At 67.8% G+C, this 24,116-nt stretch carries 21 protein-coding genes; 10 read left to right on the plus strand and 11 right to left on the minus strand.

All coding sequences use genetic code 11. The features are described 5' to 3' along the window. The first annotated feature begins 78 nt into the window (after nt 1–78). The 3 genes from GOPIP_RS21340 (at nt 79) to GOPIP_RS21350 (ending at nt 3,347) form a co-directional block, all read left to right on the plus strand. Entirely contained in the window at nt 79–1,650 is a 1,572-nt protein-coding gene (locus tag GOPIP_RS21340) for an FAD-dependent oxidoreductase (protein WP_244421193.1), read from the plus strand. A 30-nt stretch (nt 1,651–1,680) separates the two neighbouring features. Beyond that, nucleotides 1,681–2,880 (plus strand): hypothetical protein, encoded by a 1,200-nt coding sequence (locus GOPIP_RS21345; protein WP_006371885.1) that lies wholly within the window; start codon nt 1,681–1,683, stop codon nt 2,878–2,880. Between the two features lie 98 nt (nt 2,881–2,978). Next, nucleotides 2,979–3,347 (plus strand): hypothetical protein, encoded by a 369-nt coding sequence (locus tag GOPIP_RS21350; RefSeq protein ID WP_006371886.1) that lies wholly within the window; start codon nt 2,979–2,981, stop codon nt 3,345–3,347. A gap of 30 nt (nt 3,348–3,377) precedes the next feature. Here GOPIP_RS21350 and GOPIP_RS21355 read toward each other — a convergent pair whose 3' ends face one another. Both GOPIP_RS21355 and GOPIP_RS21360 read right to left on the minus strand, forming a co-directional pair. Further along, nucleotides 3,378–4,223 carry a site-2 protease family protein gene (locus tag GOPIP_RS21355; protein WP_006371887.1) on the minus strand — a complete coding sequence of 282 codons (846 nt, stop codon included), beginning with the start codon at nt 4,221–4,223 and terminating at the stop codon, nt 3,378–3,380. Then, complete coding sequence (locus GOPIP_RS21360) at nt 4,220–4,906, minus strand: hypothetical protein (protein WP_006371888.1); 687 nt, start codon at nt 4,904–4,906, stop codon at nt 4,220–4,222. The genes GOPIP_RS21355 and GOPIP_RS21360 overlap by 4 nt, the downstream gene beginning before the upstream one ends. A 77-nt stretch (nt 4,907–4,983) precedes the next feature. Here GOPIP_RS21360 and GOPIP_RS21365 point away from each other — a divergent pair, with 77 nt between their 5' ends. Together GOPIP_RS21365 and GOPIP_RS21370 are read left to right on the plus strand one after the other, a co-directional pair. Then, nucleotides 4,984–6,270: an adenylosuccinate synthase gene (locus tag GOPIP_RS21365; RefSeq protein WP_006371889.1), complete on the plus strand. Its 1,287-nt coding sequence runs from the start codon at nt 4,984–4,986 to the stop codon at nt 6,268–6,270. Between the two features lie 185 nt (nt 6,271–6,455). Continuing rightward, nucleotides 6,456–7,799, plus strand: a complete 1,344-nt coding sequence (locus tag GOPIP_RS21370) for an NAD-dependent succinate-semialdehyde dehydrogenase (protein ID WP_006371890.1) — start codon at nt 6,456–6,458, stop codon at nt 7,797–7,799. Between the two features lie 85 nt (nt 7,800–7,884). Here GOPIP_RS21370 and GOPIP_RS21375 read toward each other — a convergent pair whose 3' ends face one another. From GOPIP_RS21375 to GOPIP_RS21390, 4 genes are all read right to left on the minus strand, one after another. Next, nucleotides 7,885–9,366, minus strand: coding sequence for an alpha/beta hydrolase (locus tag GOPIP_RS21375; protein ID WP_006371891.1), 1,482 nt, complete (start codon nt 9,364–9,366; stop codon nt 7,885–7,887). Nucleotides 9,367–9,461: 95 nt separating this feature from the next. After that, nucleotides 9,462–9,842, minus strand: coding sequence for a YybH family protein (locus tag GOPIP_RS21380; protein WP_006371892.1), 381 nt, complete (start codon nt 9,840–9,842; stop codon nt 9,462–9,464). Between the two features lie 48 nt (nt 9,843–9,890). Then, nucleotides 9,891–10,880, minus strand: coding sequence for an agmatinase (gene speB, locus GOPIP_RS21385; RefSeq protein WP_006371893.1), 990 nt, complete (start codon nt 10,878–10,880; stop codon nt 9,891–9,893). Then, nucleotides 10,877–12,385 carry a purine-cytosine permease family protein gene (locus GOPIP_RS21390; RefSeq protein ID WP_006371894.1) on the minus strand — a complete coding sequence of 503 codons (1,509 nt, stop codon included), beginning with the start codon at nt 12,383–12,385 and terminating at the stop codon, nt 10,877–10,879. The genes speB and GOPIP_RS21390 overlap by 4 nt, the downstream gene beginning before the upstream one ends. Nucleotides 12,386–12,539: 154 nt before the next feature. On the opposite strand from GOPIP_RS21390, the gene GOPIP_RS21395 reads away from it, so the two are divergent. Together GOPIP_RS21395 and GOPIP_RS21400 are read left to right on the plus strand one after the other, a co-directional pair. Further along, on the plus strand, nt 12,540–14,024 hold the full coding sequence (locus GOPIP_RS21395; protein ID WP_035728662.1) for a PucR family transcriptional regulator: 1,485 nt from the start codon (nt 12,540–12,542) through the stop codon (nt 14,022–14,024). 41 nt (nt 14,025–14,065) lie between these two features. Continuing rightward, nucleotides 14,066–15,637 carry an adenylate/guanylate cyclase domain-containing protein gene (locus GOPIP_RS21400; RefSeq protein WP_006371896.1) on the plus strand — a complete coding sequence of 524 codons (1,572 nt, stop codon included), beginning with the start codon at nt 14,066–14,068 and terminating at the stop codon, nt 15,635–15,637. Between the two features lie 68 nt (nt 15,638–15,705). On the opposite strand, the gene GOPIP_RS21405 is transcribed toward GOPIP_RS21400, so the two are convergent. Together GOPIP_RS21405 and GOPIP_RS21410 are read right to left on the minus strand one after the other, a co-directional pair. Continuing rightward, nucleotides 15,706–16,371, minus strand: coding sequence for a hypothetical protein (locus GOPIP_RS21405; protein WP_244421194.1), 666 nt, complete (start codon nt 16,369–16,371; stop codon nt 15,706–15,708). A gap of 162 nt (nt 16,372–16,533) precedes the next feature. After that, a complete protein-coding gene (locus tag GOPIP_RS21410) occupies nt 16,534–18,129 on the minus strand; it encodes a Na+/H+ antiporter (RefSeq protein ID WP_006371898.1) in 1,596 nt (531 codons plus the stop codon). 34 nt (nt 18,130–18,163) lie between these two features. On the opposite strand from GOPIP_RS21410, the gene GOPIP_RS21415 reads away from it, so the two are divergent. The 3 genes from GOPIP_RS21415 to GOPIP_RS21430 all read left to right on the plus strand — a co-directional run bounded on the left by GOPIP_RS21415 (nt 18,164) and on the right by GOPIP_RS21430 (nt 20,955). Then, complete coding sequence (locus GOPIP_RS21415) at nt 18,164–18,505, plus strand: UBP-type zinc finger domain-containing protein (protein ID WP_006371899.1); 342 nt, start codon at nt 18,164–18,166, stop codon at nt 18,503–18,505. 107 nt (nt 18,506–18,612) lie between these two features. Then, the gene (gene purT / locus GOPIP_RS21425; protein WP_244421195.1) at nt 18,613–20,463 is read left to right on the plus strand and encodes a formate-dependent phosphoribosylglycinamide formyltransferase; all 1,851 of its coding nucleotides are present in this window, start codon (nt 18,613–18,615) and stop codon (nt 20,461–20,463) included. A 12-nt stretch (nt 20,464–20,475) separates the two neighbouring features. Continuing rightward, nucleotides 20,476–20,955 carry a DUF456 domain-containing protein gene (locus GOPIP_RS21430; RefSeq protein WP_006371901.1) on the plus strand — a complete coding sequence of 160 codons (480 nt, stop codon included), beginning with the start codon at nt 20,476–20,478 and terminating at the stop codon, nt 20,953–20,955. Between the two features lie 34 nt (nt 20,956–20,989). Here GOPIP_RS21430 and GOPIP_RS21435 read toward each other — a convergent pair whose 3' ends face one another. The 3 genes from GOPIP_RS21435 to GOPIP_RS21445 are packed head-to-tail and all read right to left on the minus strand — an operon-like array spanning nt 20,990 to nt 24,008. Continuing rightward, complete coding sequence (locus GOPIP_RS21435) at nt 20,990–21,835, minus strand: ABC transporter ATP-binding protein (protein ID WP_006371902.1); 846 nt, start codon at nt 21,833–21,835, stop codon at nt 20,990–20,992. After that, nucleotides 21,832–22,977, minus strand: coding sequence for a FecCD family ABC transporter permease (locus tag GOPIP_RS21440; protein ID WP_006371903.1), 1,146 nt, complete (start codon nt 22,975–22,977; stop codon nt 21,832–21,834). Before GOPIP_RS21440 ends, GOPIP_RS21435 begins: the two co-directional genes overlap by 4 nt. Beyond that, complete coding sequence (locus GOPIP_RS21445) at nt 22,974–24,008, minus strand: FecCD family ABC transporter permease (RefSeq protein ID WP_035728614.1); 1,035 nt, start codon at nt 24,006–24,008, stop codon at nt 22,974–22,976. Before GOPIP_RS21445 ends, GOPIP_RS21440 begins: the two co-directional genes overlap by 4 nt. Between the last annotated feature and the right edge of the window lie 108 nt (nt 24,009–24,116).

Here is a 24,116-nt window from a genome sequence, read left to right on the forward strand (position 1 = left end):
CGGGTACCCGTCCCGTTGAGTTCACCATTGACTCCGCGTCGCCTTCGTGGTTACGGTCATACACATAAGCGATACTGTATGATCAAGACGAATGACGAAAGAGGAGTGGCGATGTCGCACGGTGGGCGGGCTGTGGTGATGGGCGGGAGTATCGCGGGGATCTGCGCGGCGGGGGTCCTCGCGCGGCACGTCGACGAGGTGATCGTCGTCGAGCGCGACGTGCTGCCCGACGGTGCCGAACACCGGAGGGGTGTGCCGCAGAGCCGGCACCCGCATTTTCTGCTCAACTCCGGACGTCGCGCGATGGATACGATCTTCCCCGGCTTCGAGCGCGCGCTGGTTCAGGCCGGTGGGATGCAACTGATGCCGTCGATGGCGGCCGCGCACTGCGAGGGTCGTGGCTGGATTCCGCGGCAGGAGTCGACGATGACGATGATCTACTCCTCCCGGCTGCTCGTCGAACGCGTTCTGCGGGACATGCTGCGCGACATACCGAATGTGACCGTGGAGGAGGGTGTCGGGGTGAGCGGCCTCGAGACGGCCGATGGTGCCGACGGTCGTCGGGTCACCGGCGTCCGGTTGTCGGGTCGCCCGGGTGGGCCCGATGGCAACGTCGTGGAGGCCGATCTCATCGTCGACGCGCTCGGTCGCGGCTCACGCGTCAGCGAGTGGCTGCACCGGGCGGGATGGCCGCAGGTGCCGGTACGCACGCTCGACGCCGGTGCGACCTACTCGACGCGGTGGTACCAAAAGCCCACGGGGGCAAGCAGACCGGACTGGTGGTGGTGGCATCACCTGTCGGTTCTGCCGACCACCGACACCGGCGAGCATCCCGCTGTCGACGACTACCTCTGTCAGATCTTCCCGATCGAAAAGGATCGGGTGCTGGTCACCATGGGGTCGTGGGGACACAAGATGCCGCTGCGGGAAGACGACTTCGTCGATGCCGCCCACGCGGTTCGGGCCCCCACCTTCGGTGCGGCGGTGGACGTGTGCGAACCGATCTCCAAGGTCTTCGTCACCAAATCGACCGGAAACGCCTGGCGCCGTTACGATCTGCTCGACGCCCCGCCGACCGGCCTCGTGGTGATCGGCGATGCGATCTGTGGGTTCAATCCGCTCTACGGCCAGGGGATGAGCTCGGCGGCCCGCTCGGCGCTGCTGCTCGACGAGAAGCTCACCGCCCGAACAACTCTGGATCGGGACTTCTTCACCGACTTCTATCGCGCACAGGCGAAGTCGCTGAAGGTCCCGTGGACGCTGGCGTTGGCGCGTGATCAGGGATACGACAGCGCGGAGGGCACCGAGGTGGTGCCGCCGTGGCGACGGCGGATCGTCGGGCGACTCGCCTGGCCGGTGTTCAACCTCATCTCCGGCACCACCCGGGAGGATTCGGTGGTCGAGGACCACTTCGCCAAGGTCTTCAATCTCGACGAACCGGCGGTGCAGATGGTCCGCAGTCCACGGGTTCTCGCCGGCCTGGCGTGGTACTGGTGCAAACGCGCCACGGGACGTACCGTACTGCCACCGGGATTCGATTCCACCGGGCATCCGCCCGCCGACGTCTGGGTCGACGGGCGGGCCACCCCGGGCCGCAACGCCGAGGTGATTCCGCTGCCCGACGCCGCCGGTCTCACCGCGGGCCGGTGACGGCCGCAACCGCCGAGTAGGGGGTTCGACATGAGTGTCTGTGTGCCGGGGTCGGCGGCGGAGTTGATCACGAGATACCTGGGGTTCGATTGTTCGGCAGCCGATCCGGTTGTCACCCTGCGTAATCCGGCGCAGCTGGCCAACTGGACGCTGCCGGTGCTGGAGTACACGATCATTCTGGGCGCGGTGCTGGCACTGCTTCATGCAATGCGGCGGTGGCGGCGTGACGGTGATCCGACGAACTTGGCGATCTGGCTGGCATCGCTGCTCTACCTGTTCGTCATCGAGCCGCCGCTGTACTTCCCACAATGGTTCGGTCTGCAACACTCCGTCGGTTTCATGTTCTCCCACAACGTGTTCAGTGTGCAGTTCATGTACGACCGGTTGCCGCTCTACATCGTCGCGTTCTATCCGGCGGTCAGCCAGCTCGCCTACGAGATCGTCCGCGCCCTCGGGGTGTTCACCCGCCGCGGCCCACTGGCCGGAGCGGCGTGCACGGCGTTGGTGTATCAGGCGTTCTACGAGATCTTCGATCAGCTCGGCCCTCAGATGAAGTGGTGGGCATGGAACGTCGACGAACCCTTCTTCGGCGGAACCGCAAGCGATCTGGGCAACAAGGCCAATTCCCCGATGCTGGCGTCGGTGCCGATGAACAGCATCTGGCTGTTCGCGTCGGTGTCGTTCGGGGTGTTGATCTACCTTGCGGTCCGTCTGATCGGCGTGAGCAGCGCGGCCGGCGCTCCACCGCGCGGATTCTCGCTCGGATGGCGGATCGTCGTCACCGGGGTGTGCGCGCCGATCGGCATGGTGGTGTTCTCCATTCCCACGGCGATCTTCGGCCAGGGCACCCCCAACGTCGCCGCACAGACCATCGTGCTGACCACCGAACTCGCCGCCTTCTGGGTGATCGGACTGGTCGTGCTCGCCCGTCACCTGCGAGATCCGCAGCGCACCAGCGGTGTCGACCCGCGCAGTGCGATGCCGTTCATCGTGGTGTTCGGGGCCCTCTACCTCGTCGTCTTCGCGGTGCTGTGGATCAGTGCGCTGCCGGCCTACCTCGATGCCGTCGACGGCGTCACCGCTGCGGGCACCCCGACCGGCAGCCTGGCGTATGCGATCGCCTGCTTCGTGCTGGCCGTCGCAGCCCTAGGGGCGGCGGCGGTGACCGCCGCTCGTGCCGGACGAGTCGATCGTCCTGAACTCGTCGGGTTCTCGACCCCGCGATCCTGACCCCGTGACCCCGACCCCCATGACGACGGGCGTAACGATTGCCGCAATTGTGACGAATGTCCTGGTGACGTGGCCCCCACAGGAGAGCAGGTATTCGCATGACCATCGCCGCACGTATCGCCACGGGCTTCGCCGTGTCCGGAATCGCCTTGGGCGCCGCCGTCGTTGCGCCGGGTGATGCGCAGGCCGCATCGCCGCGGGACTGCCGTATCTACAACTACTGGGCCGGGGCGTCGGTGAACTGCCCGGCCGGTGTCAAGGTGGTCCTCGAACTCGACTGCGTCGGGGTGGGCCGCAATTCCGGTGAGACACAGGGTGTCCGGATCTTCTATCACCGCACCAGCGCCGTGACCGATCGCAGCGGGTTCGCCGCCACCGACTGCGGTCAGGGCAGCTACATCGGCACGGGCGTCAACACCCGCAGCTGGATCCGGGCGACAGGCGCCTTCTGGGAACGGGTGAGCTGACCCGGCGTCGACCGGAGTCGCAACGCTGCCCTAACGCCGCCAGAACAGGAAGGTGTCCCACCCCCACTCGGCCAGACCGGATGGGACGCCGGACAATTCGAACAGCCAGAAGATCAGGTCGAAGAACGCCTTGTTGAGCTGCGGAATGAACAGCAGGGCGAAGATGAGCAGGAAGCCGTACGGTGCGACGGCGGCAGCGCTCTGCCGGGTTTGCGGCGAGAGGTACGGCTCGATCGCGTTGTAGCCGTCGAAGCCGGGCATCGGGATCAGGTTCAGTACGGCGGCGGTGATCTGCAGGAACGCCAGCATAGCCAGTCCGTCCCACAGATTGATGCTGTCGCTTGAGGTCAGCAGGCGTCCGATGGGGCTGTCGACGAACGGACCGAACCCGCGGATCACCCCGAGCAGCACGACGGCGAGCAGAATGTTGCACGCCGGACCGGCCAGGGACACGATGGTGCGCTGCGCCTTGGTGAAGCCACGCTCGTTGAGGTACACCGCCCCGCCGGGAAAACCGATGCCGCCCAACAGGATGATGAGCAACGGCAACCCCAGCGACAGCCCCGGATGGGTGTAGCGCAACGGATTCAGGGTCAGATATCCGCGCAATTCGGCGTCGCGGTCACCGAATCGGTAGGCGGTGACCGCATGACCGAACTCGTGCAGACACAACGAGATCACCCAACCCGCGAGCACGAGCAGGATCACACCCAGGGTCGCCTTGCCCGACGAGCGATCGGAGCCGGCGGTCGCTGCGAGCCAGCCGCCGAGCACCGCCACCGCGATCAGCGCGAAGAACACGACGCCGGGCTGGATGGCGCGGGCCATCTCGGTCATCGTCGGGTTGCGGCGTCTGCCGAAGGCCGGGCCGGTCATCGGGGGCACACCAGGTTGAGATCCACGTGATGACGGTAGTAGGTCGACCGTTTGACCACCCGATCGGTGAGCACGCCCTCCCGCTCGACGACGATATTGGTGCCGCCGGTCTGGATCGCCCGACCGTCGTGCCATCGGCCTCGCCGCGTCCAGCGGCCCAGCGCACCGGTCTCCAGGCGCGCCCGCAGACCCGGCTCGTGCGGGGTGGGCTCGATCCGGATGCCGCGGACCTCGCCGGTGAACAGTCGGACGCTGTCGACATAGCTCTCGCCGTGCAATGGCGCCCCCTCGGCGCCGAGGTGCCGGGCCACGCCCACCAGCACGGTCGCCGCGTCGTCGCGGATCAGCGGCAATGCCACGGCGTCGCCGTGCTCGGCGAGATCGCGGGCCGCCGACCCGTGCGGCAACCCGTACGTGCGGGTCGCGCCGGTGGGGCGATCGGCCACGTAGGCGACCTCGACGTCGAGGCGTTCGGAGAGCATCAAAGCGGCGATGACCTGCGCGAGGTGGGCGTCGGGGTGGGTCGACGACCCCCTGTCTGCACTTGTGGACTCGGCCGCGGGTTCCACGATCAGCCGGGTGACGGCGGGGTCGGCGATCCGCTGCGCCACCGCGTCCCGGATCGCGCGGCGAGAAAGGCCCGACGCCGACACCTGCGATGACGTGATGACCGCGAAAGACATGGGAATAGGGTATCGAGCTGACCGAACCAGTAGGGTTGTCCCGGTTGCGAAGGCAAGCGGAAGGGCGGAAAGAGAACATGGCCGCGATCGTGCTGATCGGCGCCCAGTGGGGCGACGAGGGCAAGGGAAAGGCCACCGATCTCCTCGGGGGCAAGTTGCAGTGGGTGGTTCGCTACCAAGGCGGCAACAACGCCGGACACACGGTGGTGTTGCCGAACGGCGAGACCTTCGCGCTCCACCTCATCCCGTCGGGCATCCTCACCCCCGGCGTCAACAACGTCATCGGCAACGGTGTCGTCGTCGACCCCGGCGTGCTGCTGACCGAACTCGGCGGACTCGAGGACCGCGACGTCGACACCACCGGGCTCCTGCTCTCCGCCGACGCCCACCTGCTGATGCCGTACCACGTGGCCATCGACAAGGTCACCGAGCGCTTCCTGGGCAACAAGAAGATCGGCACCACCGGCCGTGGGATCGGCCCCTGCTATCAGGACAAGATCGCCCGTGTCGGAGTACGCGTGGCCGACGTCCTCGACGAGAAGATCCTGGCCCAAAAGGTCGAGGCCGCACTCGAACTCAAGAACCAGATCCTGGTGAAGATCTACAATCGGCGCGCACTCGAGCCCGAGCAGGTCGTCGAAGAGGTCCTCGCCCAGGCCGAGGGTTTCAAACACCGCATCGCCGACACCCGGCTGCTGCTCAACCAGGCCCTCGAACGCGGCGAGACCGTGTTGCTCGAGGGCTCGCAGGGCACCCTGCTCGACGTCGACCACGGCACGTATCCCTATGTGACGTCCTCGAATCCGACCGCGGGCGGTGCAGCGGTCGGCGCCGGGATCGGGCCCAACCGCATCACCACCGTGCTCGGCATCCTCAAGGCCTACACCACGCGCGTCGGCTCGGGGCCGTTCCCGACCGAACTCTTCGACGAGTGGGGCGCCTACCTCGCCAAGACCGGCGGCGAGGTCGGCGTCACCACCGGACGCGCCCGCCGCTGCGGATGGTTCGACGCGGTGATCGCTCGCTATGCGACACGCGTCAACGGCATCACCGACTACTTCCTGACCAAACTCGACGTCCTCTCCAGCCTGGAAACGGTGCCCATCTGCGTCGCCTACGAGGTCGACGGCGAGCGCGTGGAGGACATGCCGATGACCCAGACCGGCTTTCACCACGCCAAGCCGATCTACGAGGAGATGCCGGGCTGGTGGGAGGACATCAGCAACTGCAAGACCTTCGACGAGCTGCCGCGCAACGCCCAGGACTACATCCTGCGGCTCGAGGAACTCTCCGGGGCCTTCATCTCCTGCATCGGCGTCGGCCCGGGCCGCGACCAGACGATTGTGCGCAGGGCCATCGTCTGACTCCGGGAGCATCGGCGGCTGGTGGCTTTCCGACGGATTCCGTCGCGTAAGTCGGGATCTGCTGCGAATAGCTCTGTAATCAGTCTCCGATTCTGCGGTTTCCCGAGCGCGGTGTTGCATCGGAGGCTACCCTCATGAGCAGTGGGCGCCATCCGGGCTGCCCTGCGAACGAGGAGAGTGTTCCGATGGCCCTGTACGCCGTCACCGATCCCGCGACCGGTGAGGTCGTCAAGGAATATCCGACCGCCACCGACGAGCAGGTGGGCGCCGCGATCGACGCCGCCGCCGACGCCTTCGCCACATGGTCGAAGAACTCGACGGTCGCCGAGCGTGGCGACCTCATCCGCAAGGTCGCGCAGTTGCACACCGAACGCAAGGACGAGCTGGCCGCGATCATCCAGCGCGAGATGGGCAAGCCGCTCGATCAGTCGGTCGGCGAGGTCGAGTTCAGTGCCGCGATCTACGAGTACTACGCCGACAACGCCGAGAAGTTCCTCGCCGACGAGCCGATCACGTTGCTCGAGGGCGAGGGGTCGGCATTCATCCGTCGCAGTGCCGTCGGCGTGCTGCTCGGCATCATGCCGTGGAACTACCCCTACTATCAGGTCGCCCGCTTCGCCGGCCCGAACCTGGTGCTGGGCAACACAATTGTGCTCAAGCATGCCCCGCAGTGCCCCGAGTCGGCCGCGGCGCTGCAGCAGATCTTCCTTGACGCCGGGTATCCGGCCGGCGCGTATGTGAACATCTACGCCACCAACGAGCAGATCGCCGACGCCATCGCCGACCCGCGCGTGCAGGGTGTGTCGCTGACCGGGTCGGAGCGCGCCGGTGCCGCCGTCGCCGAGATCGCCGGTCGCAACCTGAAGAAGGTGGTCCTCGAACTCGGTGGGTCCGATCCGTTCATCCTGCTGTCCACCGACGATCTCGACGCGACCGTCTCCGCGGCCGTCGACGGCCGGTTCGAGAACACCGGGCAGGCCTGCAACGCCGCCAAACGGTTCATCGTCGATGAGAGCATCTACGACGAGTTCCTCGGCAAGTTCACCGAGAAGGTCAAGGCGACCGCGCAAGGCCTCGCGCCGCTGTCGTCGCTGGCCGCCGCCGAACGCCTCGAGGAGCAGGTCGAGAAGGCCGTGAAGGCCGGTGCGACACTGGATTCCGCGGGTGAACGCTCCGGCGCGCATTTCCCCCCGGCGGTGCTCACCGGTATCGATCCGGAGTCGCCGGTGGCCAAGGAAGAACTGTTCGGTCCGGTCGCCACGGTCTACAAGGTCTCCGGTGAGGACGAGGCCGTCGCACTCGCCAACGACATCCCGTTCGGCCTGGGCTCATATGTGTTCACCACCGACTCCGAACAGGCGCTGCGCGTGGCCGACAAGATCGAGGCCGGCATGGTGTTCGTCAATGCCGTGGGTGCCGAGGGTGCCGAGTTGCCGTTCGGCGGTGTGAAGCGCTCGGGTTTCGGCCGCGAACTCGGCCGTTTCGGCATCGACGAGTTCGTCAACAAGAAGATGATCCGCGTGAGCTGACGAACGCTCACCTCAGACACCCTGACCTATCAGACACGCTGCGGCGCCGGACGCGATGAACGTCCGGCGCCGCAGCTTTCGTTGGTCAGTAGGCCGGGGTGGTCGTCGTCAGCGTCGACTGCGAGTCGGCCGACGGGGCGGTCGGGGTGGAGTCGCTCGTGGTCGCGTCATCGGAGGTGGGGTTGTCACTCGACGGGGCCTCCGACGTCGTGGTGCTCGCCGACGAACTCGCGCTCTCCGGTGCGGACGATTCGGCACTCGACGACGCCGCACTCGCCGCCGCTGCACTCGACGCACTCGACGCCGCTGCGTCCGACGAACTGCTCGCCACCACGGCCGGTAATGCCACCGTGGTGTTCGCCGCCTTGCGGATGTTCGCCGCGGCCGCGGTGACACCGTCGGTGTTGGTGGCTCCGGTGGCACTGACGACCTGTGCCTTGTCGGTCACCGGCGGGTTCTGGCGCAAGGCGTTCAGCAGGTCGTCCTTGCCGTCGGTCAGGCTCCGGCCCCAGTTGTCCCAGTCGTGGCCGCCATAGTTGGGCAGCGAGATCACCGATGCCCCGGACTGGCCGAGCTGCAACTGCATGAGCACCGTCGAGACCGCCGAGAGCATCTCCAGCGCCATCGCACTGATCTGATCCTGCGGTGCGAGCTTGGCGGCCTCGGCCGGCGTGAGGAAGCCGTTGCCCGAGGAGATGATCAGCACCTGTCCGTTCTGCTTGAGCTTGTCGACGTTGCGCGACGGATCGTTGGCCGCCCACTGCGCACTACCCGGCGCACCCCACATGTTGAGGATGCCGTTGGTGTAGTTCGACACGATGGTCTGGGAGGCGAGGACGCCGAGCGCGCCGATCGGATTGTCGAGCTGGTAGTAGCCCGACATGGCCTGCACGACCTTGAACTGTTCGGGGTGCTTCTCGGCCAGGGTGACCGCAGGTCCCGCCGACATCGACAGGCCCACGATGGCGTTGCCGGTCTTGCTCACCCCGAAGTTCTGCGACAGATAGTCGGGCAGCTCCGAGGTCAGGAAGGTTTCCTGTTTGATCGTGGTGTTCGCGCCCGCGGGACCGTTCCAGTCGGTGTAGAACGACGACGCGCCACCGGCGGGCATCACCAGCGTGGTGTTGGTGCTGGAGTCGTAGACCTTTGCTGCTTGTACGTCGGTGGTCCACGCCGACCGCGAATCCACCGCGCGCATCCCGTCGAGCAGGTAGATGCCCTGCGTGCTGTTGTTGGAGGCGCGGATCTGAACGACGATGTATTTGTTCATCGACGCCGACCACACCTTGCAGTTCTGCACGTAGTTGCCCGACGAATCCCACGTGCAGCCGGGCCGTAGGACCTCCGGGTGCCCGACCAGCGCCGAAGCCCGATTGCCGCCCGACATCAGCGAGCTCAGTACGTACAGGCTGATCGTCAACGTCGCGATGAGGGCCACCACGATCAACCGGCGTCGCCGACGACGGGGCGCCGGGGTCGGCGCCTGCGGTGGGTGAATCATCCAGTTCGCCGCGATCGACGAGTCGTGGTCGCCGCCCGCGGTGCGGGTGTCGTCGGAACCGGACATGAACACTCCTGCCATCAGCCGGCGTCGAGAGGGATGACGCCGATACCGTGAGGATCGCTCACGACCTGGCGCGGCGTTACATCACCCGGCGCGCCTCACGCCGACAGGTGTTCGTGAACGACCTGCGGGCCGGGGTCGGCGTCGAGGTCGAAGGCCACCGTCTCGCGTTCGGACAGCGTGGTGCCGTCGGCCAGCGTGGTCGACACCCGATGGGTCACGATCGCGACGGCGCCGACGACGAGTACGCGCCGATCGCTGCTCGCGCACGTGGCTACACCCCAGCCCTCGGCACGCCAGGAACGCCACAGCGCCCGGTAGTCGGCGACGCCGATCGCGGTGTGGTCCTGATCGGGGAAGACCAGTTGCGCGTCGGGGGCGAATGCGCCGAAGTAGGCGTCCTCGTCATTCGCGGCGAACGCGGCCACCAGGGCGTCGAGGGCATCGAGTGCGCGTGCGGTGAGCGTGTCGGTTGTCATGGGGGATCCGTTCAGGTGGGAAAGGGCAGGGACGGTGGGCCGGCCGCTTCAGCGGCGGGGCCCGAGGATCGACAGCATCTCGTAGGCGACATGTGCGGCGGCGATACCGGTGATCTCGGCGTGGTCGTAGGCGGGCGAGACCTCGACGATGTCGGTGCCGACGATGTCGAGGCCGCGTAGGCCACGCAGGGTGTTCAACAGCTCGCGGGAGGTCAGGCCGCCGGCCTCGGGGGTTCCGGTGCCCGGTGCGTGCGCTGGATCGAGGACGTCGATGTCGATGGAGACGTACACCGGACCACCGGCCAGGCGCGTGCGCACCCGTTCGACAATGCTTGCCACACCGTCGAATTCGTAGTCATCGGCGCGTACCACGGCGAACCCGAGCGCCGAGTCGTCGTCGAGGTCGGCGGCACTGTAGAGCGGTCCGCGGATGCCGACGTGCATCGAGCGTTCCATGTCGATCAGTCCTTCCTCGCTGGCCCGGCGGAACGGTGTGCCGTGGGTATAGGGCGCACCGAAGTAGGAGTTCCAGGTGTCGAGGTGGGCATCGAAGTGTAGTACCGCAACGGGTTTCGCGTGTAGGTCGTGCAGCGCGCGCAGCATGGGCAGTGCGACGGTGTGGTCGCCGCCGAGGATCAGCGGGGTGGCGCCGTCGGCGCCGAGGGTTCTCGCCGCGGCGCTGATGGTGTCGATGGCCTCGGTGATGGCGAACGGATTAACCGACAGGTCACCGCAATCGACGACCTGCTGCTGTGCGAACGGTGCCACGCCGAGGGCGGGATTGAAGGGCCGCAGCAACTTCGACGATGCGCGAATGTGCCCGGGGCCGAATCGTGCGCCCGGCCGATAGCTGACCCCGGTGTCGAACGGGATGCCGAGGATGTGCACGTCGGCATCGGCGACCTGGTCCCGACGCGGCAGGCGGGCAAAGGTGGCCGGTGCGCCGTAGCGGGGGAAGCGTGCTGCATCGACCTGCCCCACCACCCCGTCGATGACCGGGAACTGGGTGTCGAGACCGGCAATCACGTTGTCACTCATGAGTTCTCCTCCATGCTGTGCTCTTCTGCGGCGATCTCGGTGCGGATCTCGCCGGTACCTGCCGGGTCGGACAGTTCGGGGTGGCCGGTGAGGAGCCGGGTTTCGGCGGAGAGATCCTGGGTGCGGGTGAACAGCACGTAGGCTCCGCCCGAGACCACCAGACCGACGACGAAGGCGATGTCCACCTCGCCCATCGCCGACGCGGCGGGCCCGACGAAGAACGGTAGGTCCATGAAGGGGATCTCGGCGGCGATGCCGATCAGGAAAGCGCCGATACCGCGCCAGGGCCACCGGCCGTATACGCCTGCGGGCGTGAACAGGTCGGCGATGACGTAGTGGCCGCGGCGGACGAAGAAGTAGTCGGTGAGGTTCACCGCCGTCCACGGCACCAGCAGGTAGAGCATGATCAGCAGGGCGGTGTTCAGTGATTCGGTGGCATCGGTCAACGCCAGTGACAGCGCCAGCCACACGACGGTCAGGACCAGAATCGTGATCACGCGGAGCCGGCGCGTCGGGGAGATCTGGCGGACCGAGTCGATCGCGGTGACCACGGTCAGCATGCCGCTGTAGGCATTGAGGCCCATCGTCGCCACCAGCACCAGGGTCGCGACCACCGCCAGGACGCTACCCAGGCCCGAGATGACCTGATTGCCACCGTCATTGATGCCGCTCAACGCGTCCGACGCACCGAGGTAGGTCGCCAGGAACGCACCCACCGGGATCAGCCACGCCGGCGAGGCGGCAGCGCCGAGGAACACCGAGGCGATGATCGAGGACGGGCGCGTGTCCCGGGGCAGGTACCGCGAGTAGTCCGACACGTACGGGGCGTAGGTGATGTTGTAGGACGCCGCGACCGAGAACTGCACCAGGAACGCCACGAGGGTGAAGCCGCCCGGACCGGCCGGTCCGAGGGACCCGTGCACCGAGCCGGCCAGGATGCCGATCGTGAGAATCAGCCACAGCGGCAACGAGATCCAGAAGAGGACCTTGAACGCCCGGTGCAGTAGGTCGTGGCCGAAGATGGCCAGCGCGGCGGCGATCACCGACATCGCGACGGCGACCACCACCGGATTCCAGCCGAAGATGGACTGCAGACCGGACTTGATGATCACGATGTCGACGACGTTGAAGCCGACGAAGGTGAACAGCGTGCCGATCAGCGGCAACAGCACTCCGCGATAGCCGAATTGGGCTCGGGACTGGATCATCTGGGGCAGCCCGAGGACCGGGCCCTGCGTGGCGTGGAACGCCATGAACAATGTGCCGAAGGCGATACCGGCGAGGCCGGCGACGATGCTCCAGAGCAACGACAACCCCATCGCCGGGCCGACGAAGCCCAGCGCGAGGGTGAACGGCTGGAAGTTGCCGACGAACCAGAACGGCCCCTGTGCGGAGACCTTGCCGTGGCGTTCGTCGTCGGGCACGTAGTCGATGGAGCGGGTCTCGATGGCAGGACGGGTGGTGGCGCGGGCGGTCGGGCCGTCGGCGGGGAGATCGAGGGTCATGACGGGCTTTCGGGTCGATCGGAACACTCGGTGGGTGGCGTCGTCGCCGGTGCATCAAGAGTGCGGCGCACTGACCTGCACCGACAGTGCGAAAATGTCCAATCCGGTCATTACGATTGGGCAATATGTACAACAGTGGGCCCAGGGGAATCCGATGATCACCGTCGGCGAGGTCGCCGCAGCGGACGAACTCCACCTGCAGGTGGCGGCCGGAGGGGAGGCGCTCGACGCCGAGGTCACGATGGTGCACGTCTCCGAGCTGACCGACCCACACGAATGGCTGCGCGGTGGGGAACTGCTCATGACCATCGGGTTGCTGGTGGAGATGACCGAGCAAGGGTGTCGCGAGTATGTGCGCAACTGCCGCGCCGGTGGTGTCGCGGGCCTGGTGCTGGGTCTGGGCCCGCGCTACGCCGCCTGCCCCGAGCCGCTGCGTGCGGCGGCCGCCGAGATCGGTGTTCCGCTCCTCGTGGTCCCCGTCGAGGTGCCTTTCATCGCCATCACCAAGTGGGTGTTCGAGAAGCGGGCCGCCCAGCAGCGACACGATCTCGAGGAGGCGATGGAGCTCAATCGCCGACTGACCGCGGTGGCCACGTCGAGCGCGCCGTTGCCGGCGCTGCTGGAGACCTGGGCCGAGGCGTCGAGCGCGCATTGTGTGGTCTGCGACGGTGTGGGCCGGCTGATCGCGGCCTCTCCCGGGGCCTCGGAGCAGGCGCGTACGGAGGCCGTGGAATTGGCGGTGGCCGCCTCGCGCGAACCGCCCGGACAGTCGTGGGTGTTGCGTGCCGGGCGAGAGATCCACACCGTCGGCTCCGGTGTCGCGCTGGCGTTCATCGTGTTGGACGCCCAGCTCAATCCGGTGGCGCGGCATTCGTCGACGGTGCTCGTCTCGCTGCTCGCGTTGGAGGTGCAACGTCGCCACGTCGCCGGCCAACCCGAACGTCAGCGCCGAGGTGCGGTGTTCGCCCAACTGGTTCGTCCTGGCCTGAAACCGGCACGCGCACAACAGCTTGCGGACTCCTTGGGTTGGCGGACGACGCTCGTCGTCGCGGCGGTGATCGCGCCCGCACCCCACGATGCGGACGCGTTGCTGTTCCGCCTGCAGTCCTCCTTGACGGCCGGACTCGTCCGGTCGCACGGGCGGCTCGTGGAGATCGCCCACCCCGAATCCGACGGGCTGCTCGCGACGCTCACCGCGATCGCTCCCGGCACGCCGATCGGGTTGGGCGCCCCGGTCGCGGTGGCGTCGTTGCCGGTGTCGCTGACCCAGGCGCGCTCGCTGGTGGGCGCCAGCGAACGCCTTGGTCGGCCGGTCGATGCGCGCGAGGGCCGCACCGTCGAGCTGCTCATCGGGCTCGGTGAGCCACGGCTCCTCCGCGGATTCGCCGACGCCGTGCTCGCCCCGATCGATCAACTCGAGGAGCGCGAGCGCGTCGAACTGATGCGGACCCTCGAGGAGTGGCTGCGCGTCAACGGCGCGTGGGACCCGGCGGCAGCCCGGTTGTCGGTGCACCGCAACACCGTTCGCAATCGGATCGATCGCATCGCCACGCTGTCGGGGCGCAGGCTCGACGACGGCGAGGACCGCATGGAACTCTGGCTGGCGCTCAAGGCGCGCTCGGCGCTGCCCCGCGTATGACAACAGCCCGGTGACGGACTCGGGTATGGCAGGGTAGCTCCATGGCACCGAAGCGGGGGAGGCGCGACTACGGCTCGATCCTGCTCGGGTCGGCCAGTGAGAGCGGGTCCAAACAGCGGTTACGTATCCAGACGCTGTTGACCGCGTCGATCGTCGTCGCGAACCTGGTGGGCGCGATCATCGCCATCGCACTGTCGTCGGTGGGGATTCCGGAGCCGTCGGTGTTCCAGCCCGATCTCTGGTGGGTCAACTTTCTCGCGTTGCCGCTCTACGTCGCCGGGGCGTTCGTCATCGGAATCGGTTGGGGCACGATCGTTGTCGTGCGCGATCTGCGTTGGGCGATCCGGGATCGGCCGCCGACCGAACGGGATGCGCGGCGTGCCCGTCGCGCACCATGGCGCCTGGTGAGCATCCAGGCGATCCTCTGGATCGGTGCGGTCATCTTCTTCACCCTCTGCTTCGGGATTCCGCATCCCGAACTGATCCCGAAGACGATCTTCGTCGTCGGTCTCAGCGGGGTGGTGGTCGTCGCGATCTCGTATCTGCTGATCGAGTTCTCGTTGCGGCCCGTGGCCGCCGAACTCATCAGCGCCGGATACCGCAGACGCAAACGCAGCGGGGTGCGCAGCCGGGCGATCGTGTCGTGGCTCGTCGGCTCGGCGATCCCGGTGACCGGCATCCTGCTGGTCGTGTTGTTCGGAGCATTCCGGCCCGAGACGTCCAAGGTCGACATGTTCGTCGGTGTCGCGGTACTGGCGGTGACGGCCCTGGCCACCGGACTGATCCTGACGCTGTTGTCGTCACTGAGCATCATCGGCCCCATCCGCAGCGTGCGTACCGCGCTGCACCGGGTCGAAGCCGGAGAACTCGACGACGTCGAGGTGGTCGTCTACGACGGCACCGAACTCGGTGATCTGCAGGCCGGTTTCAACCTGATGGTCGGCGGCCTGCGCGAACGAGAACACATGCGCGACTTGTTCGGTCGGCACGTCGGACGCGAAGTCGCCGAGGCCGCCCTGGCCTCCGACCCCGAACTCGGGGGCACCGAGAAGGTCGTGGCCGCGGTCTTCGTCGACGTGATCGGTTCGACGACACTGGCCGCCGAGCGCTCACCGGTCGAGGTGGTGGAGATCCTGAATCGCTTCTTCGGGGTGATCGTCGCCGCCGTCGAGGAGAACAAGGGGCTGGTCAACAAGTTCGAGGGCGACGCGGTGCTCGCGATCTTCGGTGCGCCGATCGCGTTGTCGGACTGTGCCGGTGCGGCCCTGGCGGCGGCCAGGACGATCGCCACACGACTCGGCGAGGAGGTGCCGGAACTGTCGGCGGGCATCGGCGTCAGCCATGGGCCGGTTGTGGCGGGCAACGTCGGTGCGATCCAGCGTTTCGAATACACCGTGATCGGCGACCCGGTCAACGAGAGTGCGCGACTGTCCGAACTCGCCAAACGAAATCCGCGGCACCCGTTGGCATCCGGGCGTGCCGTGGAGGCCGCGCGGCCCGCCGAGCGCGAGAAGTGGCGTGAGGCCGAACATGCCACGCTCCGCGGGCGCACCGAGGAGACCGTCGTCTACGAGGCGGCCGGGGTGGGCGATCCGGTGTCCGAAGCATCCTGACCGCCGCATTGGAGCCGGCAGCGCGCCCGAACGGTCAGTGTGCCCGAACGGTCAGTGTGCCCGAACAGTCAGTGCGTCAAGCCCGGCAGCGCAGGGGCGTTGCCGCAGGTCGTGGTGCTCGATTGGGTGCACGTCCACAACCACTTCATCCAGCTGCTCGCCGAGTTCAGTACGCCGTCGGTGTCGGTGTGGCCCGGGGTCGACGGTGCGGTGGGAGAGGGCGCGGTGGGCGCCGAGGCGGAGACCGGGAAGGCCGTGTAGTCCTCATCGCTGGACTGTCCGGCGGTGGAGCTGCACACGACGTATCCGGCGTACTGGGCGGCAGTGCCCTGGTAGGTGAGCAGGGTGGTGGGGGTCGCGCCGACGGTGACCGTGTCGGCGACGGCCAGCGGCGTGCCCACCCCCGACATGTCCTGGTCGTACTGGTTGTTGAGCGAATCGACCTGCGGCCCTTGGTTTTGTACGCGCGCCGCTGCCCGTTGCGTGCCGACCTGGGCGGCTTGTTCGAGTGCTCCGAGGGCCGAGATCGGATACACGAAGGCGCTGCACTGTCCCTGTCCGCCGGCCAGTGGTGAGTTGTTGACGCCGAAGAGTGTGACCGTGTTGCCGCTCATCGTCCCGGATCCGGCGTGGGCGGTGCCGGTGGTCCACGCGTGGGCCGGCGCTGCGAGGCCCAACCAGGCTGCGCTGGCACAGGTGAGTACTGCCGCACCCGCGGCCATCCGGCGTCTCATATCGGCAACCTACTGCCGGTCGGCCCGTGATTCGGTTGTGGTCCCATCACGGTTCGGTGCAACTTCAGTCACAGACGCCCCATTTGAACCAGTTGTCCCACTTGGGATCCTCGTGATCACACGGACCAAGCGAACCAACCGGTCATACCGGCGCTCGAGTGATCAGGTGTCGTCGCGGTCGGTCAGGCCCTCGGCGAAGTCGAGCCGGCGCAATGCCTTGCGCAACACCTCGTCGTCGATCCGGCCGGCGTCGCGCTCCTCGATGAACACCTTGCGCTGCACCCGCACCAGCTTCAGTCGGATGCGATTACCTGCGGCGTTCGGACTCTCACCGATCGCCTCGGGACCCCGGCCGAGGTCCTCCCACGCCGTATTGCGTTGTGTGGTGACCCATTTGCGCAAAAACCCGATCTGATGACGACGGACGTCATCGGGTGCCATCTCGGCTTCGATGCGGTCGAGCAGATTCTCGGCCTCACGGGTCGCGCGATCCTGCGCGCCGGCGTAGGCGAGCAACTCCTCGGTCGGATCGTCACCGGTCACCCCGAGACGCCGGATCACCCACGGCAAGGTGGTGCCCTGGATCAGCAGGGTGCCGACCACCACCACGAAGGTCAGGAACAGGATTTCCGCGCGCGCCGGGAACGGTTCACCGGAGTCGGTGTACAGCGGGATCGAGAACGCCGCGGCGAGCGAGACCACGCCGCGCATCCCGGCCCATCCGACGACGAACACCGCGCTCGGCGTGGGTGCCGGTTCGGCGTCGCGAACCTTCCGGGAGAACACCCGCGGCAGATACGTGGCCGGAAACACCCAGAGAAAGCGGACCGCGATGACGACGGCGAGGACGATGGCCGCGTCGATGGTGATCTGTGTCCACGACTGGCCGGAGAGCCCGCGGATCAGTTCGGGCAGTTGCAAACCGATGAGCAGGAAGACGAACGCCTCGAGGATGGCATCGATGGATCGGCGCACGGCGTCGTCCTGCATGCGGGTGGCGTAGCCGAGTCGGACCGAGCGTTGTCCGAGGAACAGGCCGGCGGTGACCACCGCGATCACCCCGGAGGAATGCAGTTCCTCGGCGATGAAGTAGGTGCCGAAGGGCACCATGATCCCGATCGCCGTTTCCATCGTCGGGTCGGTCAGCCAGTCGCGGACGCGGGCGGTCAGGTAGCCGATCGCCAGCCCCACCGCGACACCGCCCACCGCGGCGAGCAGGAACATGGAGACGCCGTTGACCACCGTCGTGGTGGCGCCGATGGCCGCGGCCAGGGCGACCCGAAGGGCGGTGAGGGCGGTTGCATCGTTGAGCAGGCTCTCCCCGCCCAGCAGCGTCATGATGCGACGGGGCAATCCGACGCGGCGTCCGATCGCCTGCGCGGACACCGCGTCCGGCGGAGCGACGACCGCACCCAGAACCAGCGCCGCAGCAAGCGGGACATGGGGGATGCGAGCCCATGCAACGAGTCCCACCAGGATCGTCGAGAACAGTGGCAACCCGACCGCGAGCAGCCCGATGGCGCGTCGGTTGGCCCGGATCTCCTGATACGAGCTGTCCTGCGCGGCCGAGTACAGCAGCGGCGGCAGGATGACGAACAGCACGAACTCGGGGTCGAGTCCGACGTCGGGGAGCCCGGGGATCCAACAGATCCCGAGGCCGACCGCCACCAACACCAGAGGGGCCGACAAACCGAAGTGGCGGCACAGGGCGGCGATCGCGAGCGATACCGCGGCCACCAGCAGGAGTGATGCACTCACCCGCCTGAACCTACCGGGCGACGATAATGGGCACATGGCACTGTTAGGACGTCGTTCCCGCACCACCGAGACCAAGGCGCAGCCGTCGACCCCGTCGGGGCGGTGTCCCGAACTCGCCGAGATCGGTCTCGACCCCGCGACCGATCCGGCCGCAGCTGCCGGACACACCGACGAGTGCGAGGACTGCATGGCCATCGGGGAGAACCACTGGTCGCATCTGCGCAAGTGTCTGGAGTGCGGGCACGTGGCGTGTTGTGACTCCTCGCCGCGCCGACACGCGACCGCGCACTTCCACTCGTCGGGGCATCCTGTCATGCGTTCGGCGGAACCCGGTGAACTCTGGCGGTGGTGCTACATCCATCAGGTGGTCGGCTGAACCTATCGTCGGCCGGTGTCCGCGCAGGTCACAGCCGTGTATCGAGTGGTGCCGACCGTGCGCGGTGTGGATGACCCACCGATCGGGTGCCACGTAGAATCCACAGAATGACCTCGAACACCGAGAGCAGCGCCGCCTCTGAGGAGCCTTCGCGTCCCGACGCGCCGTCTCCGCAGGAGTTGCCGTCGTCATCTGCGCCGTCGTCGTCCGTGCAGGCGCCGGTGGTCGCGGTGCCGGTGCCGGGGGGCGAGCCGGCGGGTGAGCCCGCCGTCGGATTGCAGAAGGCGGACGCGGTCGCCCAGGCGCCCACGCAGGTGCAGGCGGTTCGTCGGCCCGCGTCCGCACCGGTCGGCCCGCCCGACATCCTCGGGACACCGTTGTCGCCGACCGCGACCCGGGTGATGGTGCTCGGTGCCGGCGAACTCGGCAAAGAACTCGTGATCGCCTTCCAGCGACTCGGCGTCGAGGTGGTCGCGGTGGATCGCTACGAAAACGCTCCCGGTCACCAGGTGGCCCATCACGCCGAGGTCATCGACATGACCGACGGCGACGCGGTGCTCGCGCTGGTGGAGAGGTATCGCCCGCATTATGTGGTGCCCGAGATCGAGGCCATCGCGACCGAGGCGCTCGGAACAGTCGAGAAGAAGGGGCTGGCCGAGGTCATCCCGACCGCGTCGGCGGTGATCGCAACGATGAACCGCGAGGGCATCCGTCGACTGGCCGACGAGGACCTCGGGTTGCCGACGTCGCCGTACCTGTTCGCCGGGTCGCTCGACGAGATGACCGTGGCGGTCAAGCAGATCGGCTACCCGTGTGTGGTGAAGCCGGTCATGTCGTCGTCGGGTAAGGGGCAGACCGTTCTCAAGAGCGCCGCCGACATCGAATCCGCCTGGCAGCGCGCGACCACGGGTGGGCGCGTCGCCGGTGAACGCGTGATCGTCGAGGGTTGGGTCGATTTCGACTTCGAGATCACACTGCTCACCGTGCGTGCCATCGACCCGGCAACCGGACGACTGACCTCCCACTTCTGCGCGCCGATCGGGCACAAGCAGGTCAACGGCGACTACGTCGAGAGCTGGCAACCGCACGAGATGACCACCGATGCGCTGGGTGCCGCAACCTCGATCGCCGCACGGATCGCCACCGCGCTCGGCGACGGAAAGATCGGTGGCCGTGGCATTTTCGGCGTCGAACTGTTCGTCAAGGGCGACGACGTCTATTTCTCCGAGGTCAGTCCGCGCCCGCACGACACCGGTCTGGTCACCCTGGCCACCCAGCGACTCAGCGAATTCGAGATGCACGCACGCGCCATCCTCGGGCTGCCGGTCGACGTGACGCTGGCCTCGCCGGGGGCGTCGGCGGTGATCTACGGTCAGCTCGACGAGAAGGCGATCGGCTTCGAGAACGTCGCACGAGCACTTGCCGTGCCGGAGACCGACATTCGGCTGTTCGGCAAACCCGAGAGCTTCCATCGACGACGCGTCGGGGTGGTCACCGCGACCGCCGACGACGTCACGACGGCCCGCGAACGTGCGGTGCAGGCCGCTTCGATCGTCACCCCGGCGCCAGGGCGTGAGGCGCGTCGCGGTGCTCCCACACCGGTACCGCCCCCGGCGCCGGCACGCCCGGCCGGACCTCCGCCACGGGGGCCGGTGGGGCCACCGCCAGGTGGGCCGCAGGGTGGACCGCCCCCGGGGATGCCGCCGCGCCCGCAGCCGGGACAACAGATGCCTCCCGGCGGGCCGGGACGCCCCCCGGGCCGGCCGCCGATGGGACCGCCTCCGGTCGCACCACCACCGGGTGGTCCGCGTCCGGGCGGGCCTCAGGGTGGTCCGCCACCGGGACCGCGTGGGCCCGGACCCGCGGGAGCGCCGGGCCCGGGGCAGCGCCCCCCGGCGGGGCCAGGGGCGCCGCGTCCGGAGGCGGCCGGGTCGGATTCCCCGGCCAAGGTCGAGTAGAGCGGCCGATTCATGCCCCTGTACGGCGAGGTGATCGTCGGTGTCTGTATTGCCGTGGGGCTGTTGGGGATCGTCGTCCCGGTGCTGCCCGGCACCCTGCTGGTCGCGGTGTCGATCCTGGTGTGGGCGATCATCGTCGGCGGCTGGGCCTGGGCGGTGTTCACACTCGCCGTGGTGCTGATCGGTGTCGGTGAGATCGTCAAATACGTTGTCGCCGGCCGTGTTCTGCGTCGGCACGAGATCCCCAACCGCACCATCGTGGTCGGCGGGGTGGTGGGGATCGTCGGGTTCTTCGTGGTGCCCGTCGTCGGGTTGTTCCTCGGATTCATTGCCGGCGCACTGGTTTCCGAGCTCGTGCGGACCCGCACGGCCGGCGCGGCGTGGCGCGGCACGGTGGCGGCGACCAAGGCGGCGGTGGTGACGATCGGTATCGAGTTGTTCGGCGCGTTGCTCGCGTCGGGGACGTGGCTGGCCGGGGCGATCGCCCTGTGACGACAGCAGGGCAGCCGCCCTGTGACAGACCGGCCTACGGCTCGCTGAGTACCCCGCGTGCACCGGTCATACCGCGTGCACTGGTCATCCCACGGGCGCTGTGCGCGCCGATCGGCACGATCATCGGGCCACCGAAGACCGGGTCGGTGACCACCTGCGCGCGCAGGCCGAAGGCGTCGTCGAGGAGTTCGGCGGTGATCACCTCGTCGGGTGAGCCATGTCGGACCAGTTGTCCGTCATTCATCACGAACAGTGAATCACTGTAGCGCACAGCGAGATTCAGGTCGTGTAGCACCATGACGACGGTCTTGCCGTGCTCGGTCTTGAGGGAGTGCACGAGGTCGAGGACCTCGAGGGAATGCGCGAGGTCGAGGTAGGTGGTCGGCTCGTCGAGCAGCAGCAGGTCGGTGCCCTGCGCCAGCGCGAGCGCGATCCAGACCCGTTGGCGCTGACCGCCGGAGAGCGCGTCGAGGGTGCGGTCGGCGAGGTCGGTCGTCGAGGTCAGTTCCAGGGCCAGTGCGACGGCGGCCTCGTCCTCGGCGGAGGCCTGCTGATACCACTTCTGGTAGGGGTGACGGCCCCGGCTGACCAGATCCTCGACGGTAAGTCCTTCGGGCGCAACGGGATTCTGCGGCAGAATACCCAGCGTGCGCGCCACGGTCTTCGGCTTGATCCTGGTGATGTCGGTGCCGTCGAGGCGTACGACGCCCGAGCGGGCCGGCAGCAGCCGCGCCAGACACCGCAGCAGCGTCGATTTGCCGCAACCGTTGGGTCCGATGATCGTGGTGATCGCCGCGTCGGGGATGTCGACGTCGAGGCCGTCGATGACGATGCGGTCGTCGTAGCCGACGACGAGGTCGCGTGCGGAAAGTCGGCTCATACGGTGGCCTTTCGGGAGATCGAGACCATGAGATAGATCAGGAAGGGGCCGCCGAGCGCGGCGGTGACGATCCCCACCGGCAGGCCCGACGGCAGTACCGTGCGGCACAGGATGTCACCGCCGACCACGAGGATCGCGCCGATCGCCCCGGAAGCGACCGGGGTCGGGATGGCGCTGCCGGTCAGGCGCATGGCGATCTGCGGGGCGAGCAGTGCGACGAAGGCGATCGGCCCCGCCGCCGAGACCGCCAGTGCCGCAACGATCACCGCGATCAGCAGTATCGCACCGGAGACCGCCATCGTCCGCACGCCGAGCGAGCGCGCCAGGTCGGTGCCGAGGCTCATCGCGTCGATCTGGCGGGCGAGCACCCCGACGGCGAGGACGGCCAGCACCACCGCGATCGCGACCGGCCACACACTCGACCACGAGGTGTTGGCCACCGACCCCACCAGCCACGTCTGGGCGCGGCCGACATCGCGGATCTCGGCGCGGGTGAGCAGATAAGAGGTGGCGGCCTGCAGCACCCAGGTGATGCCGACGCCGATGAGCACCAGCCGCAGTGGATTGATGGCGTGGTTGGCCCGGCGCCGGGAGCGTAGCGAGCGGGCCGATCTGACTCCGCGTCCGGGCCAGGCGAGCAGGTACATCACCACGGCGGTGCCCAGTCCGCCGATGAGGGCCGACGCGGGCACGCCGAGCTCGGCGAGTCCGGCGCCCCACCCGGTTCCGAAGGCGATCGCCGAGACGGCCGCGACGCTGGCCCCGGCGGTGATGCCGAGCATGTCGGGGGTCGCCAAAGGGTTCTGGGCGATCAACTGCGTCAGCGATCCCGACATACCGAGCGCGAAGCCGACGAGCACCGACACCAACGCGCGCGGCACGGCGTCGTCGAGGATGACGACGTTCTCGATGCGGGTACCGCCACCGAGCAGGATGCGCATCACGTCGATCGGTGTCACCGGGTAGTCGCTGATGGTGACGCTCATCAGGAACAGGACGAAGGCGATCAGCAGTGAGGTGGTCACCGCGATCACCATGCGCGGACGCCACACCCACGAGGTCGGTCCGACACGCACGATGCGGCGCGAGGCGTGGGCCGGCCGGTGGTCGGCGGCCGACGCGGCTTCGGTGTCGGTGCTCATACGCTCGTCAACTTCGTCCGGCGGACCATGGCGATCAGGAACGGCGCCCCAACGAAGGCCAGCACGACGCCGACCTGGATCTCGCCGGGCCGGGCGACGACGCGACCGATGATGTCGCACACCAACAACAGCGCGGCGCCGATGAGCGCCGAGTACGGGATGATCCAGCGATAGTCGGCGCCGGTGATCGCGCGCGCGATGTGCGGCACCACCAGACCGAGGAAGACGATGGGTCCGCAGGCGGCGGTTGCCGCCCCGATCAGCAGGGTGATCCCGAGGATGCCGACGCCGCGGATCACCAACACGCGGCTGCCGAGCGCCGTGGTCATGTCGTCGCCGAGGCTCAGGATGTTGAGGAAGAACCCCGACGCCAGCGCCAGCACCAGACCGACCCCGATGAACGGCAATGCGGCCCAGAAGATGTCGATGCTGCGGCCGGCCGTCGAACCGACGCTCCAGAAACGCCACGCGTCGAGCGACGCGGTGTCGCTGAGCACGATCGCCGAGGTGATCGCCACGAGCATCGCCGACAGGCCGGTGCCCGCCAGCACGAGGGTGATCGGACCCGTCCCGGTCAGTGCCGCGATCCCGAAGACGAGGGCCGAGGTGATGATCGCCCCGCCGAGCCCGAATGCCATGTAGGCCAGCGGTGAGGAGATACCGAACAGGTAGACACCGCCGACGACCGCGCAGGCTGCGCCGGCATTGACGCCGAGCAACCCGGGGTCGGCGATGGGGTTGCGGGTGTGGCCCTGGGTGATCGCGCCGGCCGCGCCGATGGCCAGACCCACGATGAGACCGAGCACGGTACGCGGCACACGCAGGTCCCAGACGATGCCCGCGGTGTCGGAGGACTTGTCGATCCGCGGCATGTGCAGGTGGATCAGGGCCTGGCAGATCTGCGAGCAGCCTGCAGTGAAGGAATCCCAGGTGGCGGCCAGCGGCATCTCTCTCGTGCCGATCAACACCGACCCGATGGTGGCGACCACGAGCACCGCGAGGATCAGCAGTAGTCCGGTGAGGCGTCGCACGAAGGGCAACCTTACCTCAGCCCGGGTTGTCGGATTCGATGACGATCCGGCTGCCGTGCGGCAACGATTCTGAGACCTACGTAACGGTTACCTGTGAGAGTGCGATAC

Origin of the sequence: Gordonia polyisoprenivorans NBRC 16320 = JCM 10675, assembly GCF_000241325.1 — a bacterium.
In the GTDB taxonomy this organism is placed as follows: domain Bacteria; phylum Actinomycetota; class Actinomycetes; order Mycobacteriales; family Mycobacteriaceae; genus Gordonia; species Gordonia polyisoprenivorans.